Source organism: Leifsonia stereocauli (assembly GCF_038432415.1).
GTDB lineage: Bacteria > Actinomycetota > Actinomycetes > Actinomycetales > Microbacteriaceae > Orlajensenia > Orlajensenia stereocauli.
Window position 1 is genome coordinate 896358 of sequence record NZ_JBCAUN010000001.1, and the last position, 14659, is coordinate 911016.

Genomic DNA, 14659 nt, shown 5'->3' on the forward strand with positions numbered 1-14659 from the left:
CCGTCATGGCGGTCGTCCTGGCTGGCCATCGTGTCCGATAGCCTGCGGAGATCGTGACGAATTCATCAGGCACCGTCGCGCACAGCTCCGGTATCCGAGGGGTCATCCCGATCGTCATCGCAGCGCTGCTGTGGGGCACCACCGGGACCGCAGCTCATTTCCTGCCCGACGATGCGAGTCCACTCGCCACGGGCGCGGCGACCATGTTCATCGGCGGCGTGCTCCTCTTCGGCGTCTCGATGCGGGGAGCAGTGGCAGCCCTCCGCGATCGACGCGGCCTCGGTTGGCTGCTGGTCGGGTCGCTCGGGGTCTTCGCCTACCCGCTGGCGTTCTACTCCTCGATGCACCTGGCGGGCGTCGCCATCGGTACCGTCGTGTCCCTCGGGGCTGCTCCTGTGTTCGCCGCCATCCTCGAGTTCCTCGTCGATCGACGCCGGGTGTCGCTGCGGTGGGCTCTCGCGACGACGGTGGCCGTCGTGGGCGTCGTGCTCTTGGCGACAGGCGGATCGACGGGAACGGATGCCGCGGCATCCGTCTGGGGAGTGCTGCTGGGGCTGGTGGCGGCCTTCAGCTATGCGCTCTACACCTTCGCGAGCGAGCTGGCGATCGGGGCCGGGCATGCGTCGCGCTCGGTGATGGGCGCCCTGTTCGGCGTCGGCGCGGTGCTGCTGGCTCCCGTGCTTCTGGTCTTGGGCGGGCCGCTGTTGCAGAGCGGATCGAGCATTGCGATCACCGGCTACCTGGCGCTCGGGCCGATGTTCCTGGCCTACCTGCTCTTCGGCGCGGGCCTGCGCTGGGTGCGCAGCAGCACCGCCACGGTGATCACGCTCATCGAGCCCGCTGTCGCGACGGTTCTGGCTGTGGTTATCGTGGGCGAGCGCTTCGATCTGCTCGGTTGGCTCGGCCTGGCGCTCGTCGCCGTCGGGATCCTGTTGCTCGTTCTGCCCCGGCGCGGGCCGACCGCCCTGGACGCGCCGCGACTCTGAGTGGCCGACGATAAGGTTGATCCGTGCCGACTTCCCTCTCCGACGTGCTCCAGGTTGTGCAGGAACTCTGGCCCGTCGAGAACGCTGAATCGTGGGATGCCCCCGGCCTGGTGACGGGTGATCCGTCAGCACCTGTCGAACGGATGCTGCTCGCGGTCGATGCCGTCGGCGTCATCATCGACGAGGCCATCGCCACGGAGAGCGACCTGCTGCTCGTGCACCACCCGCTGCTGCTGCGCGGTGTGACGAGCATCGCGGAGGATCGCTACAAGGGCTCGCTTCTGAGCCGGCTGATCCGCGCGGACTGCGCCCTGCTCGCGGCGCACACGAATGCCGACATCGTCGAACGTGGCACCAGTGCCGTGTTGGCGGATGCCATCGGTCTCGTCGACGCGCTCCCCATCGTTCCCGGTGCCGAGCCCGATACAGGCCTCGGCCGCGTCGGCCGGCTCGCGACGCCCACGACCCTGGGCCGCTTGGCGCGGGCACTCGCGGAGCTCCTGCCGGCGACGGCGTCCGGCATCCGCGTGTCTGGAGAGTACGACGCACCCGTGGAGACCATCGCGCTCTGCGGTGGGGCAGGCGACTCGCTGCTCGGACACCCCGAGGTCACCGCCGCTGACGTCTACATCACGGCAGACCTGCGGCACCACCCCGCTTCGGAGTCGCGTGAGCAGGCCGTGCTCGGCGGCCGCGGCCCTGCACTCATCGACGTCTCGCACTGGGCCAGCGAGTGGCTCTGGCTCGACGCGGCCGCGGAGCAACTCCGATCAGCACTTCCGGAGCTCGAGGTGACGGTGAGCGACCTGCGCACCGATCCCTGGGACTTCGTCATCGTCCAGTAATGCATCACCAGAGGAGAACCACGTGAAGGCCACCCCCACGGAGCAGAAGGAACTTCTGCGTCTGCAGGCCATCGACACCCGCGTGCAGCAGCTGACCCACCTGCTGGCGAACCTGCCAGAGGACAAGGCTCTGGCCGCCCTCGCGTCGAAGTCCGAGGACGTGCGCCGGCGCCTCATCGGCGCCGTCGGCGAGCTCGACGACGCCAAGCTCGAGCTGACCCGTCTCGAGTCCGACGTTGCCGTTGTCGAAGCCCGCATCGCCCGCGACAACGACCGCGTGCAGCACACGGCATCAGTCAAGGACATCCAGGCACTCGAGTCGGAACTCCTCGCCCTGCGCAAGCGTCAGGGCGATCTCGAGGAGATCGAGCTGAGCGTCATGGAGCGGGTCGAGGACAAAGAGGCCATTGTCGCCGAGATCGAGAGCGAGCGTGCCGCCCTCGCCGATGAGGCCAGCGTGACCACCCAGGAGCGCGATCGGAGCAAGGCCGCTCACGAGGGGACGCGCGCTGAACTGGCGCGCGACCGCGAGGCCGTGTCCAGCGGAGTTCCCGAGGCCCTCCGCGACCTGTACGAGAAGCGCCGCACTGTGAACGGCGGCGTCGGTGCCGCCCTCATGCAGGCGCGCACGTGCCTGGGCTGCAACATGTCGCTCACGGGATCCGACCTCGAGACCGTGCGCACTGCGCCCGCCGACGAGGTGCTGTTCTGCCCGGACTGTGGACGCATCCTGGTGCGCACCGAGGAATCGGGCATCTAGTCCCTGCGCTGTAGGATTGCTCCTCGAGTGGGTCGGCAAGACGGCCGCGTCATCCGTTCTGCGGATGCCGAGGAACGTCCGGGCTCCGCAGAGCAGGGCGGTGGGTAACACCCACCCGGGGTGACCCGCGAGACAGTGCCACAGAGAACAGACCGCCACGGGCTTCGGCCCGCGGTAAGGGTGAAACGGTGGGGTAAGAGCCCACCAGCGGCCGTGGTGACACGGTCGGCTCGGTAAACCTCGCCCGGAGCAAGGTCAGACAGGGAACGATGGGGCTGCTCGTCCCGTTCCCGGGTAGGCCGCTGGAGGGCTGCGGCAACGTAGTCCCGAGAGAGATGGCCGTCCAGCCGGAGTCGCGCAAGCGCCCGGTGAACAGAACCCGGCGTATCAGCCGACCCACTCACTCTCTCGCTCGCTGCGCTCCCTCGTTCGCGAGCGGGTCGGCTGATGGACTGTGCTTGTCTGGCGCCGCTTCGCGACGCGGGCGGCCCACTCACCACCTCGGTCGCTGAGGCCCTGACGGAGTCCGCGGTCGACACCCGGCGACCGGCGGTTCGCCGGCTGGCTCAGTTCGGCGCCGGCTCCTCGTCTGGCACGAACCTGTAGCCCATGCCGGACTCCGTGAGGAGGTAGCGCGGATGCGCCGGATCCGGCTCCAGCTTCTTGCGCAGCTGAGAGACGTAGAGCCGCAGGTAGCCGGTGTCGTTCGTGTACTGCGGCCCCCACACCTCGGTGAGCAGCGTCGTGCGCGTGACGAGTCGACGGGGGCTCCGCACGAGCACCTCGAGCATCTTCCACTCCGTCGGGGTCAGCCGCACGATGGCGGGCTCGGCCGACGAACCGGCATCCGGCGCTCGAAGCACCTGGTGGGCCGCGAGGTCGACCGTGATGTCGCCGAAGCGCACGACCGGTTCGTCGCTCTGGGCCGGGGTGCGACGGGTGAGCGCACGGATGCGTGCCAGCAGTTCGTCGATCGCGAAGGGCTTGGTCACGTAGTCGTCGGCGCCGGCGTCGAGGGCATCGACCTTGTCCGCGGAGTCGGCGCGGCCCGACACCACGAGGATCGGCACGGCGCTCCAGCCCCGCACGGCGACGATCACGTCGATGCCCGTGAGGTGCGGCATGCCGAGGTCGAGCACGATGAGGTCCGGATGCTGCGCCGCGGCCTCGCTGATCGCCTGCCGTCCATCGTGCGCGACGGCCACCTCGTAGCCGTGCGCCGTCAGCGTGATGCCCAGTGCCCGCAGGATCTGGGGGTCGTCGTCGGCGATGAGGATCTTCACTCAGGCTTCTTTCGTGAGGGGAGCGGCGGGGAGCTCCCAGTCGGAGACGGGGTCGGCGCCGGATGCCGCCAGGCTGATGACCATGGTCAGCCCTCCGCCTGGAGTGGTCTCGGCCTCGAGAGTGCCGCCCATGCCCTCGACGAAGCCCTTGGCGATCGCGAGGCCCAGACCGATTCCCGAGAGGTTGTCGGTGTCGCCCAGGCGCTGGAAGGCGACGAAGGAGTCGTCGCGGCGATCCTCGGGGATGCCGGGACCGTGATCTATGACGCGCAGCTGCACGCGCCCCCCGAACGTGCTGGCGGTGATGATGGGCACGGTGTCGTCGGGCGTGAAGCGCAGCGCGTTGGCGACGATGTTCACGATCGCGCGCTGGAGGAGCACGGCATCCGCTCGCACAGCAGGCACATCGTCGGCGAGATCGAGCTCGACCGCTCCCGGCGGCAGCTGCAGCTCATCGAGGACGAGGGGCAGCACGTCGTCCACGTCGACGTCGGCCAGGGTCACGCCCAGCACTCCGGCCTGCACGCGACTCACGTCGAGCAGGTTCGTGACGAGGGCGGCGAGGGCATGCAGCGACACCTCCGCCGTCTCGAGCAGGGCAGCCCTGTCATCGTCATCGAGACGGATGCCGGCTGAACGCAGACTCGTCACCGCGGCGGTCGCCGATGCGAGTGGGCGGCGCAGGTCGTGGCCGACGGCGGCGAGCAGGGCGGTGCGCACTCTGTCCGCAGCGGCCAGCGGACCGATCTCCTCGGCCGTCGCGGCCAAGCGGGAGTGCTCGAGCCCAGCGGCGATCTGGGCGATGATCACACCCAGGAGGCGGCGGTCTGCGGCGTCGAGGTCACGACCGGAGAGCTTGAGGACCACGGCGCCCGTGACCGGGAGTGAGGTCGTCTGTACGGCAGCGACGGGGCCGACAGCAGCCCCGGTCGCGCCGATGGCGAGCTCGGGCTCGCCGTCCGAGTACAGCACGGTCTCACCGTCGAGCAGGCGCACCTCGGAGAGTCCGAACGCCTCGCGGGTGCGGGAGACGAGGGCCTGCAGGGCGTCGTCGCCGCGGAGCACACTGCCGGCGACGGTGGCGAGGAGTTCCGCCTCGCTCGTTCGACGTCGCGACAGCCGGCTCAGCTTCGCGGACTGATCGACGACGTAGCTGACGAGTGCGGCGACCACCATGAACAATGCGAGCGCCAGCAGGTGCAGGGGATCGCTGATGGTGATGTGGTGCAGCGGGGCCACCAGGAAGAAGTCGAGGCTGAGACCCGACAGGACCGCGGCGAACATCGCGGGCCAGAAGCCTCCGATCAACGCGACCACGACGACGAGCAACTGGTAGCTCAGTACATCGCTCGCCATCGACGCATCGGAGTGGTTGGCCGACAGCAGCAGAGTGAGCAGTGGGCCGACCACCAGAGCGACGGCGAACCCCCACACCCGACGCCGACGCGTCAGTCCGCCGGTGAGCCGGGGAAGGGCGAAGCGGCCTCCGGCCTGGGCATGCGAGACGATGTGCACATCGATGTCGCCGGACTCGCGGATGACGGTCTGGCCGATGCCCTGCCCGCTTAGCAGCGCCGCGAGGCGACTTCGTCGACTGACGCCGATCACCAGTTGGGAGGCATCCGATGCGCGAGCGAAGTCGACGAGAGCGCGAGGCACGTCATCGCCGACCACCTGGTGATAGGAACCGCCGAGCTGTTCGACGAGGGCACGCTGGCGGGCCAGTGACCCCGGGTGCGCTTCGCGCAGGCCGTCCTGGCTCATCACGTGCACGGCCAGGAGATCGCCTCCAGCAGATCGAGCCGCGATGCGGGCGCCCCGGCGCAGCAGCGTCTCGCCCTCAGGGCCTCCAGTGAGAGCGACCACGACCCGCTCGCGTGCCTCCCATTTGGCGTCGATGCCCTGCTCGGCGCGGTAGCGCTTCAGAGAACTGTCGACCTCGTCGGCGAGCCACAGCAGTGCCAGTTCGCGCAGTGCGGTGAGGTTTCCGAGCCTGAAGTAGTTCGAGAGCGCGGCGTCGATGCGGGTGGCCGGGTAGACCTGGCCTTCGGAGAGGCGGTCACGGAGCGCCTGCGGGGCGAGGTCGACGACCTCGATCTGGTCGGCACCCCTGAGAACCGCATCCGGAATCGTCTCCCGCTGCACGACACCGGTGATCTGTTGCACGACGTCGTTGAGTGAGGCGATGTGCTGGATGTTGACGGTGGAGTAGACGTTGATGCCGGCGTCGAGCAGCTCGTGCACGTCCTGCCAGCGTTTCTCGTTGCGGGAGCCCGGCGCATTCGTGTGGGCGAGCTCGTCGACGAGGGCGACCTCTGGGCGACGCGCCAGCACGGCATCGAGGTCCATCTCGGCGAGCACGACACCGCGGTGGTCGACCTGCGCGCGCGGCTGCACCTCGAAGCCCTCGAGCATCGCCGCCGTCGCCGCACGCCCGTGCGTCTCGACGACGGCCACGACGACGTCCTTGCCGGCCTCGACGAGGCGGCGGCCCTCCTCGAGCATCGCGTAGGTCTTGCCCACGCCTGGCGCCGCACCGAGGAGGACCCTCAATCGCCCGCGAGTCACTGGTTACCCGTATCCATCTCTGCCAGGGCGATGTTCAACTGCAGCACGTTCACCGTCGGTTCGCCCAGATAGCCGAGGTCGCGTCCCTGAATCATAGACTCGACCAGCCCCGAGACCTCGGCGACTCCGAGGCCGCGGGCGTCGGCGACGCGCTGCACCTGCAGGCGCGCGTAGGCGGGGCTGATGTGCGGATCGAGTCCGGAGCCGGATGCCGTCACCGCATCGGCCGGGATGTCGTCGACCCGCACATCGTCGGCCTTCGCGATGGCAGCCTGCCTGTCGCCGACCGCAGCGCGCAGGTCGTCGTTGTTCGGGCCGAGGTTGCTGCCGCTGGATGCCGCGGCATCCCAGCCGTCGCCGGCGGCCGACGGGCGGGACTGGAACCATTCCGGCAGGGCGTTGCCGTCGGCATCCGTGAAGCCCTGACCGATGAGCGACGACCCGACGACCCTCCCGTCGACGCGTACGAGCGAGCCGTTGGCCTGGGCCGGGGCCGCGACCTGACCGATGACGGTGATCGCGAGGGGATAGAGCACTCCGAGGAGGAGGGTGAGCACGAGCATCGCGCGAATGGCGACCCAGTACTGGCGCGATGATCCGCGAAGGGGAGACATGGGATGAAGTCCTTTGAGTGTCAGAAGCCGGGGAGCAGGCTCACGACGAGGTCGATGAGCTTGATGCCGATGAAGGGTGCGATCACGCCGCCGAGTCCGTAGACCAGCAGGTTGCGGCCGAGGATTCCGGATGCCGATGCCGCCCGGTACCGAACCCCGCGGAGGGCGAGCGGGATGAGGATCACGATGATGACGGCGTTGAAGATGACGGCCGAGAGGATGGCGGATCCCGAGGAGTGCAGGTGCATCACGTTGAGGGCTGCGAGTCCCGGGAAGGCCCCAGCGAACATCGCCGGGATGATGGCGAAGTACTTCGCCACGTCGTTCGCGATCGAGAACGTGGTGAGCGAGCCGCGGGTGATGAGCAGCTGCTTGCCGATACGTACGATGTCGATGAGCTTGGTCGGGTCCGAGTCGAGGTCGACCATGTTGCCGGCCTCCTTCGCCGCCGACGTGCCCGTGTTCATCGCCACCCCGACGTCGGCCTGCGCGAGCGCCGGGGCATCGTTCGTGCCGTCGCCTGTCATGGCGACGAGGTTCCCGCCCTCCTGCTCGCGGCGGATGAGCGCCATCTTGTCCTCGGGTGTGGCCTCGGCCAGGTAGTCGTCGACCCCGGCCTCTGCAGCGATCGCCCTCGCGGTGAGCGGGTTGTCGCCCGTGATCATCACGGTGCGGATGCCCATGCGACGCAGATCCGCGAAACGTTCGACCAGGCCCGTCTTCACGACGTCCTTCAGATGGATGACGCCGAGAATGCGCGCCTCACCTGTCGCGCTTCGGGTGGCGACGACGAGCGGGGTTCCGCCCGACTCCGACACTCGAGTGACGAGCTGATCGAGTTCTGCGATGGTTCCGGATGCCGCAGGCCCGGCCGAGCGCACCCACTCGATGGCCATCGACGCGGCACCCTTCCGCACCATGGAGCCGTCGGCGTAGTCGACGCCGCTCATGCGCGTCTGTGCCGTGAACGGCACCACCTCGCCTGCAGGGTTGTCGTCGGCGGCGGATGCCGCACGCGACGCGGCGCCGGCGCCGGTGTCGCCAGCCAGCCGATCGGCGAGGTCGACGACGGACCGGCCCTCCGGCGTCGGGTCGCTCAGCGACGACGCGCGTGCGGCGGCCGCCAGCTCGGCGGCGGTGACTCCCGACACGGCCAGGAACTCCGATGCCTGGCGGTTGCCGTAGGTGATGGTTCCGGTCTTGTCGAGCAGGAGCGTCGTGACATCTCCGGCCGCCTCGACCGCGCGTCCGGACATGGCCAGTACGTTGTGCTGCACGAGCCGGTCCATGCCCGCGATGCCGATGGCGGAGAGCAGCGCGCCGATGGTGGTCGGGATGAGGCACACCAGCAGGGCGATGAGGACCGGAACGCTGGGGGCGGCATCCGAGTATCCGGCGATGGGCCCGATGGTGAGCACGACCACGAGGAAGACGATCGAGAGTGTCGCCAGCAGGATGTTCAGTGCGATCTCGTTCGGGGTCTTCTGCCGCGAGGCTCCCTCGACCAGCCGGATCATCCTGTCGACGAAGGTCTCGCCCGGCTTCGAGGTGATGCGCACGACGATGCGGTCGGAGAGCACGCGGGTTCCGCCGGTGACAGCGCTACGGTCTCCGCCGGACTCGCGCACCACTGGAGCCGACTCTCCCGTGATCGCCGATTCGTCGACGGAGGCGATGCCCCAGACGATGTCGCCGTCGCCGGGGATCAGCTCACCCGCGACGACCACCACGGTGTCGCCGAGATGCAGGTCGGCGGATGCCGTCTCCTCGATGATCGCGCGCTCAGCAGCGGCATCCGTCATTGCGTCGTAGGCGAGAATTCGCTGCGCAACTGTGGTCGTGCGTGTCGCGCGGAGGCTCTGAGCCTGCGCCTTGCCGCGCCCCTCGGCCACAGCTTCAGCCAGGTTCGCGAAGATCACGGTCAGCCAGAGCCAGATCGCTATGGCGATGGTGAAGGTTGGCGCCATCACGGTGCCACCCGACTCGCGCGACCCGGCGACGAACGGCTCGACGACAGCGTGCAGGGTGGTGAGTGCAGCTCCCACCTCGACGATGAACATGACGGGGTTCCGCCACATCGATCGCGGGTCGAGCTTGCGCAGCGCACCGGGAAGCGCGCTGACGAGCTGGCGGGCCGAGAAGGCGCCACCCTCCGTCTTCGACGACTGCGGCTGCGCCGGTGCCTGAGCGGGGGTCGAGCGGGGGCCGGATCCCGGGGTCGGTTCGGTGATGGTGGACATGATCAGTTCAGCCCTTCAGCCAGGGGACCCAGCGCGAGTACGGGGAAGTAGGTGAGTGCCGACACGATGAGTACGGTGCCGACGAGCAGGCCGACGAACAGCGGCTTGTGCGTGGGCAGGGTGCCCGAGGTGACCGGAACCCTGTCCTGCGCCGCCAAGGAGCCGGCGAGGGCGAGCACGAACAGGATCGGCAGGAAGCGCCCGAGGAACATCGCCACGGCGAGTGCCGTGTTGAACCACGGTGTGTTCGCGGTGAGCCCGGCGAAGGCCGACCCGTTGTTGTTGCCGGCCGAGGTGAAGGCGTAGAGCACCTCCGAGTAGCCGTGCAGGCCGGCATTCCAGATCGACGTGCCTTCCACGTCGGCTCGCACGGCCGGGATGGCGAAGCTGAGCGCTGTGCCGAGGAGTACGAGGGTGGGCGTGACGAGGATGTAGAGGCTGGCGAGCTTGATCTCCCGGGTGCCGATCTTCTTGCCCAGGTACTCCGGCGTTCGCCCGACCATGAGTCCGGCGAGGAAGACAGCGATGATCGCGACGACCAGCAGCCCGTAGAGTCCTGCTCCCACGCCGCCGGGGGCGACCTCGCCGAGCATCATGTTGATCATCGCCATGCCCCCACCGAGGGGGGTGTACGAGTCGTGCATCGAGTTGACTGCGCCGGTCGACGTCAGGGTGCTCGTCGTGCCGAAGATCGTCGAACCGACGATTCCGAAGCGCTGCTCCTTGCCCTCCATGGCGCCACCGGCGAGGCTCGTGGCCGAGCCGGAACCTGCGAGTTCGAAGGCTGTCATGGCCGACACGGACACCAGGAAGAAGGCCACCATCGTGGCGAGGATCGCGTAGCCCTGACGCCTGTCGCCGACCATCGTGCCGAAGGTGCGCGGCAGCGAGAACGGGATGACGAGCATCAGGAAGATCTCGACAAGGTTAGTCCACCCCGTCGGGTTCTCGAACGGATGCGCGGAATTGGCGTTGAAGAAGCCGCCGCCGTTCGTTCCCAGCAGCTTGATCGCCTCCTGCGATGCCACGGGCCCGCCCGGGATCGATTGGGCTCCGCCCGTCAGCGTGGCGGCATCCGTGTAGTCGGAGACGTTCTGGATGACCCCGCCGATGATCAGCACCACGGCGAAGATCGCTGCAAGTGGAAGCAGGATGCGGATGGTCCCGCGGAACAGGTCGACCCAGAAGTTGCCGATGGTGGAGCTCGACCGGCGCACGAAACTGCGCACGAGTGCCACGGCCACGGCGATGCCGACGGCGGCGGAGACGAAGTTCTGCACGGCGAGGCCGATCAGCTGCACCGTGTAGCCGATGGTGAGTTCGGGGGAGTACGACTGCCAGTTGGTGTTCGTGACGAAGGAGATCGCCGTGTTGAAGGCGAGGTTCTCCGGCACTGCGGGAAGACCGAGCGCGTATGGCAGGAACTCCTGAAGGCGCTGCACGGCGTAGACGAGAACGATGCCGACGGCCGAGAACGCGATGACCCCGCGGAAGTAGCTCGGCCAGGCCTGGTCGGAGTCGCTCTTCACCCCGATGAAACGGTAGAGGCCGCGTTCGACGGCGAGGTCCTTGCTGGAGGTGTAGACGGAGGCCATGTAATCGCCGAGGGGGCGGTAGGCGAGTCCGAGCAGCAGGCCGAGAGTGGCGAGCTGGAGGATGAGCAGCACGAGCGGCGGCATCTAGAAGCGCTCCGGGTGCAGCAGCGCGACCACGAGGTAGGCCAAGGCGGCGATGCCGAGAAGGCCGGCGAGGATGTCGACGGCGATCACAGCCGTTCCACCCCTCGAGCGATGAGGGTCACGAGCGCGACGAGCGCGACGATCCCTCCGATGAAGACGATGTCGAGCACGAGGATCTCTTCCGATGAAGACCGTGCGCACGGGATGCCGTGCGCAGTGGCTGCGTGGCCACCTGCTTCATCGAACCCGTCTCAGGGCGAGCGGATGCCGGTCCTCACGGCATCCTGACGGTGAGCGCCGGAACGCTCACGGGTTCCTCACTGCGCGGGCGCTCCACCGACGCCGAGGGCGACAGCGAGGGCTGCAGCGCCCAGGATGCCCGCGTTGTTGCGGTGCACTGCCGGCACGATCTTCGTGTTCAGCTCGAGGAAGGGGAGGAACTCCTCGTAGTTCTTCGAGACGCCGCCGCCGACCACGAACAGGTCGGGGGTGAAGAGCATCTCGAGGTGGCTGTAGTACTTCTGCAGGCGCTTGGCCCAGTGCTTCCAGTCGAGCTCCTCGCGCTCCATGGCGGAGTACGCGGCCTTGCTCTCGGCATCGTGGCCGTTGAGCTCGAGGTGGCCGAGCTCGGTGTTGGGAACAAGCACACCGTCATTGATGAGGGCACTGCCGATGCCGGTGCCGAGCGTGGTGAGCAGGACGACGCCCGGAACGTCCTTGGCGGCGCCGAAACGGGCCTCTGCGTAGCCTGCGGCATCCGCATCGTTGACGAAGTGGATGTCTCGACCGAGTTCCTTCTCGAACAGCTTCTCGGCCTCGAGGCCGATCCACTTCTTCGATACGTTCGCGGCCGACATGGTGCGCCCGTTCTTCACGACGGCAGGGAAGCAGACGCCGACGGCGAGTCCGTCGGCGTGCTTGTCGAGCTTGGCGAGCAGCTCCGTGGCGGTCGCGACGATGTCGTCGGGCTCACCTCCCTTGGGTGTGGAGAGCTTGATGCGGTCCGTCACCAGTTCGCCGGTCGAGAGATCGACCACTGCTCCCTTGATGCCGGTGCCGCCGATGTCGATCCCGATCGCGTGCTGCGCTGCCATGACAGCAGACTATCGGGACGCCCGGTCGTAAGATCGCACTATGGCCTCAGACCTCGAGCACAAGTACTGGTACAACATGAAGACCGGCGCCGTCGAGCACGGTTTCGAGTCGGCTTCGGCAGAGCGCGTCGGCCCGTTCGACACCCACGCCGAGGCCGAGCACGCACTCGAGAAGTTGCGTGAGAACAGCGCCAAGTGGGCTGAAGAGGACGCGGCCGACAACCGCTGACCCGTTTGCTGAGACCCGGACGAAGTCCGCGGTCCAAGCGCACTGACGGGCGCTTCGACCGCGCGATGCGCGCGGGCCTCAGCGGGCGGACGGCCCTCAGTCGTAGCTGTGCTCTGGAGCCGGGTAGACGCCGGACTCGACATCGGCCCGGTACTGCGTGACGGCGTCGAAGAGCACCGTCCGCACGTCGGCGTACTGCCGCACGAACTTGGGCACCCTGCCGTCGCTCATACCGGCGAAGTCTGTCCAGACGAGCAGTTGGCCGTCGACATCGGGCCCGGCGCCGACGCCGATGGTCGGGATCGACAGCTGCTCGGTGACCTTGGCGGCGATTGCCGACGGCACCATCTCGAGCACGACGGCGAATGCTCCGGCATCCTGAACCGCATGGGCGTCCTCGAGGAGCTGCTTCGCTCCGCTGCCGCGACCCTGGATGATGTGTCCACCCAGGCCGTGCTCGCTCTGCGGCGTGAAGCCGATGTGCGCCATGACCGGGATGCCGGCACCGACGATGCGCCGGATCTGCTTGTAGCTGCGCACACCGCCCTCGAGCTTCACGGCGTGGGCGCCGGTCTCCTTCATGAAGCGCACCGCCGTGTGCAGCGCCTCGTCGGGACCGGTCTCGTAGGAGCCGAAGGGCATGTCCGCCACGACGAGGGCGCGACTGGCGGCGTGGGCGACGGCGCGGGTCAGCGGGATCAGCTCGTCGACCGTCACCGGAAGCGTGGTGTCGTAACCGAAGACGTTGTTCCCTGCACTGTCGCCGACGAGGAGGAAGTCGATTCCGGCCTGGTCGAAGATGCGGGCGGTGAGCTGGTCGTAGCTGGTCAATCCCGTGATCGGGATGCCGTTCGCCTTGGCGTTCTGGAAGTGTCTGGTGCGCACTCTCCGCGGTCCCCTGGTGGTCCCGCCGCCGTAGGGATTGGTCTCCTCGGAAGGCTGCTCTGGCATGTCATCGAGTCTAACGACGTCAACTCGCACCGTTGGTCGATAGTCTGAGGACGTCTAGGAAAGGGCACGGATGGATAAGCAGCGCGACTTCGTTCTTCGCACCATCGAGGAGCGGGGAGTCAAGTTCATCCGCTTGTGGTTCACCGACGTCGTCGGCACCCTCAAGTCGGTCGCCATCGCCCCAGCCGAGGTGGAGGGCGCATTCGCCGAGGGCCTCGGATTCGACGGCTCGGCGATCGAGGGCCTCACGCGCACCTTCGAGTCCGACCTGCTCGCGCACCCGGACCCCACGACGTTCCAGATCCTGCCGTGGCGCGGCGACGTCGACCCGACGGCGCGCATGTTCTGCGACATCACGACACCGGACGGACTGCCCGCCGTCGCCGACCCGCGCAACGTGCTCAAGCGCACCCTCGCGAAGGCTGCAGACCGTGGCTTCACCTTCTACACGCACCCCGAGATCGAGTTCTACCTGCTGAAGTCGTCGAAGTACGGCGAGAACGGGCCCGAGCCCGTCGACAGCGCCGGATACTTCGACAACGTTCCCGGCGGCACTGCTCACGACTTCCGTCGCCGCTCCGTGCGCATGCTCGAAGACCTCGGCATCTCGGTGGAGTTCAGCCACCACGAGGCCGGCCCCGGCCAGAACGAGATCGACCTGCGCTACGCAGACGCCCTCACCACGGCCGACAACGTCATGACCTTCCGCACAGTCATCAAGGAGGTGGCGATCGAGCAGGGCGTCTATGCGACGTTCATGCCGAAGCCGTTCTCCGACAAGCCCGGCTCCGGCATGCACACCCACATGTCGCTGTTCGAAGGCGATGCCAACGCCTTCTACGAGGCCGGCGCGCAGTACCAGCTCTCCAAGACCGGTCGTCATTTCATCGCAGGACTCCTTCGCCACGCGCCCGAGATCACCGCCGTGACGAACCAGTTCGTGAACTCCTACAAGCGACTCTGGGGCGGGGGAGAGGCCCCGAGCTTCGTCTGCTGGGGCCACAACAATCGATCCGCGCTCATCAGGGTGCCGCTCTACAAGCCCAACAAGGGTCAGAGCGCTCGCGTCGAGTACCGGGCCATCGACTCGGCTGCGAACCCCTACCTGGCCTACTCGCTCATCCTCGCCGCCGGCCTGAAGGGCATCGAGGAGGGCTACGAGCTTCCTCCCGAGGCCGAGGACAACGTGTGGGGCCTCTCCGACACCGAGCGTCGGGCTCTCGGCTACAACGCCCTGCCCGCCAGCCTCGACCACGCTGTATCGCTCATGGAGGACTCGGAGCTCGTGGCCGAGACACTGGGTGAGCAGGTGTTCAACTACGTCCTGCGCAACAAGCGCGAGGAGTGGGCGGCCTATCGCACCCAGGTCACGCCGTACGAGCTGCGCACCAATCTCGAGATCCTCTGACC

13 protein-coding genes and 1 other RNA gene are annotated in these 14659 nt (G+C 67.9%); 6 read left to right on the forward strand and 8 right to left on the reverse strand.

The window, feature by feature from the left end:
* The first annotated feature begins 53 nt into the window (after positions 1–53).
* The 4 genes from AADV74_RS04425 to rnpB all read left to right on the forward strand — a co-directional run bounded on the left by AADV74_RS04425 (position 54) and on the right by rnpB (position 2994).
* Positions 54–986: a DMT family transporter gene (locus AADV74_RS04425; RefSeq protein ID WP_342112207.1), complete on the forward strand. Its 933-nt coding sequence runs from the start codon at positions 54–56 to the stop codon at positions 984–986.
* 23 nt (positions 987–1009) lie between these two features.
* Positions 1010–1831: a Nif3-like dinuclear metal center hexameric protein gene (locus AADV74_RS04430; protein WP_342112210.1), complete on the forward strand. Its 822-nt coding sequence runs from the start codon at positions 1010–1012 to the stop codon at positions 1829–1831.
* A gap of 22 nt (positions 1832–1853) precedes the next feature.
* The gene (locus AADV74_RS04435) at positions 1854–2591 is read left to right on the forward strand and encodes a zinc ribbon domain-containing protein (protein WP_342112211.1); all 738 of its coding nucleotides are present in this window, start codon (positions 1854–1856) and stop codon (positions 2589–2591) included.
* A gap of 28 nt (positions 2592–2619) precedes the next feature.
* Positions 2620–2994: RNase P RNA component class A (gene rnpB / locus AADV74_RS04440), an RNA gene on the forward strand.
* Between the two features lie 163 nt (positions 2995–3157).
* Here rnpB and AADV74_RS04445 read toward each other — a convergent pair.
* The 7 genes from AADV74_RS04445 to ppgK form a co-directional block, all read right to left on the reverse strand.
* Entirely contained in the window at positions 3158–3874 is a 717-nt protein-coding gene (locus AADV74_RS04445) for a response regulator (protein WP_342112213.1), read from the reverse strand.
* The gene (locus AADV74_RS04450) at positions 3875–6442 is read right to left on the reverse strand and encodes a DUF4118 domain-containing protein (RefSeq protein ID WP_342112215.1); all 2568 of its coding nucleotides are present in this window, start codon (positions 6440–6442) and stop codon (positions 3875–3877) included.
* Entirely contained in the window at positions 6439–7056 is a 618-nt protein-coding gene (kdpC, locus tag AADV74_RS04455; RefSeq protein WP_342112217.1) for a potassium-transporting ATPase subunit KdpC, read from the reverse strand. Before kdpC ends, AADV74_RS04450 begins: the two co-directional genes overlap by 4 nt.
* A 20-nt stretch (positions 7057–7076) precedes the next feature.
* Positions 7077–9296, reverse strand: a complete 2220-nt coding sequence (kdpB, locus tag AADV74_RS04460; RefSeq protein WP_342112219.1) for a potassium-transporting ATPase subunit KdpB — start codon at positions 9294–9296, stop codon at positions 7077–7079.
* 2 nt (positions 9297–9298) lie between these two features.
* Positions 9299–10975 carry a potassium-transporting ATPase subunit KdpA gene (gene kdpA / locus AADV74_RS04465; RefSeq protein WP_342112221.1) on the reverse strand — a complete coding sequence of 559 codons (1677 nt, stop codon included), beginning with the start codon at positions 10973–10975 and terminating at the stop codon, positions 9299–9301.
* Complete coding sequence (gene kdpF, locus AADV74_RS04470) at positions 10976–11065, reverse strand: K(+)-transporting ATPase subunit F (RefSeq protein ID WP_342112223.1); 90 nt, start codon at positions 11063–11065, stop codon at positions 10976–10978. It lies immediately after the preceding gene.
* Positions 11066–11292: 227 nt separating this feature from the next.
* Positions 11293–12069: a polyphosphate--glucose phosphotransferase gene (gene ppgK / locus AADV74_RS04475; RefSeq protein ID WP_342112224.1), complete on the reverse strand. Its 777-nt coding sequence runs from the start codon at positions 12067–12069 to the stop codon at positions 11293–11295.
* Positions 12070–12109: 40 nt separating this feature from the next.
* Between ppgK and AADV74_RS04480 the strand changes: the two genes are divergently transcribed.
* Positions 12110–12298: an SPOR domain-containing protein gene (locus AADV74_RS04480; RefSeq protein ID WP_342112226.1), complete on the forward strand. Its 189-nt coding sequence runs from the start codon at positions 12110–12112 to the stop codon at positions 12296–12298.
* A gap of 96 nt (positions 12299–12394) precedes the next feature.
* Here the strand turns inward: AADV74_RS04480 and panB are convergent, their stop codons facing one another.
* On the reverse strand, positions 12395–13249 hold the full coding sequence (panB, locus tag AADV74_RS04485; RefSeq protein WP_342112228.1) for a 3-methyl-2-oxobutanoate hydroxymethyltransferase: 855 nt from the start codon (positions 13247–13249) through the stop codon (positions 12395–12397).
* Positions 13250–13319: 70 nt separating this feature from the next.
* Between panB and AADV74_RS04490 the strand changes: the two genes are divergently transcribed.
* Entirely contained in the window at positions 13320–14657 is a 1338-nt protein-coding gene (locus AADV74_RS04490; RefSeq protein WP_135119658.1) for a glutamine synthetase family protein, read from the forward strand.
* The last annotated feature ends 2 nt before the right edge of the window (positions 14658–14659 follow it).

Coding starts and splice junctions, on each gene's coding strand:
- kdpC (WP_342112217.1), bottom strand. CDS start 7,056: ATGTCTCCCCTTCGCGGATCATCGCGCCAGTACTGGGTCGCCATTCGC.
- panB (WP_342112228.1), bottom strand. CDS start 13,249: ATGCCAGAGCAGCCTTCCGAGGAGACCAATCCCTACGGCGGCGGGACC.
- kdpA (WP_342112221.1), bottom strand. CDS start 10,975: ATGCCGCCGCTCGTGCTGCTCATCCTCCAGCTCGCCACTCTCGGCCTG.
- AADV74_RS04490 (WP_135119658.1), top strand. CDS start 13,320: ATGGATAAGCAGCGCGACTTCGTTCTTCGCACCATCGAGGAGCGGGGA.
- AADV74_RS04480 (WP_342112226.1), top strand. CDS start 12,110: ATGGCCTCAGACCTCGAGCACAAGTACTGGTACAACATGAAGACCGGC.
- kdpB (WP_342112219.1), bottom strand. CDS start 9,296: ATGTCCACCATCACCGAACCGACCCCGGGATCCGGCCCCCGCTCGACC.
- ppgK (WP_342112224.1), bottom strand. CDS start 12,069: ATGGCAGCGCAGCACGCGATCGGGATCGACATCGGCGGCACCGGCATC.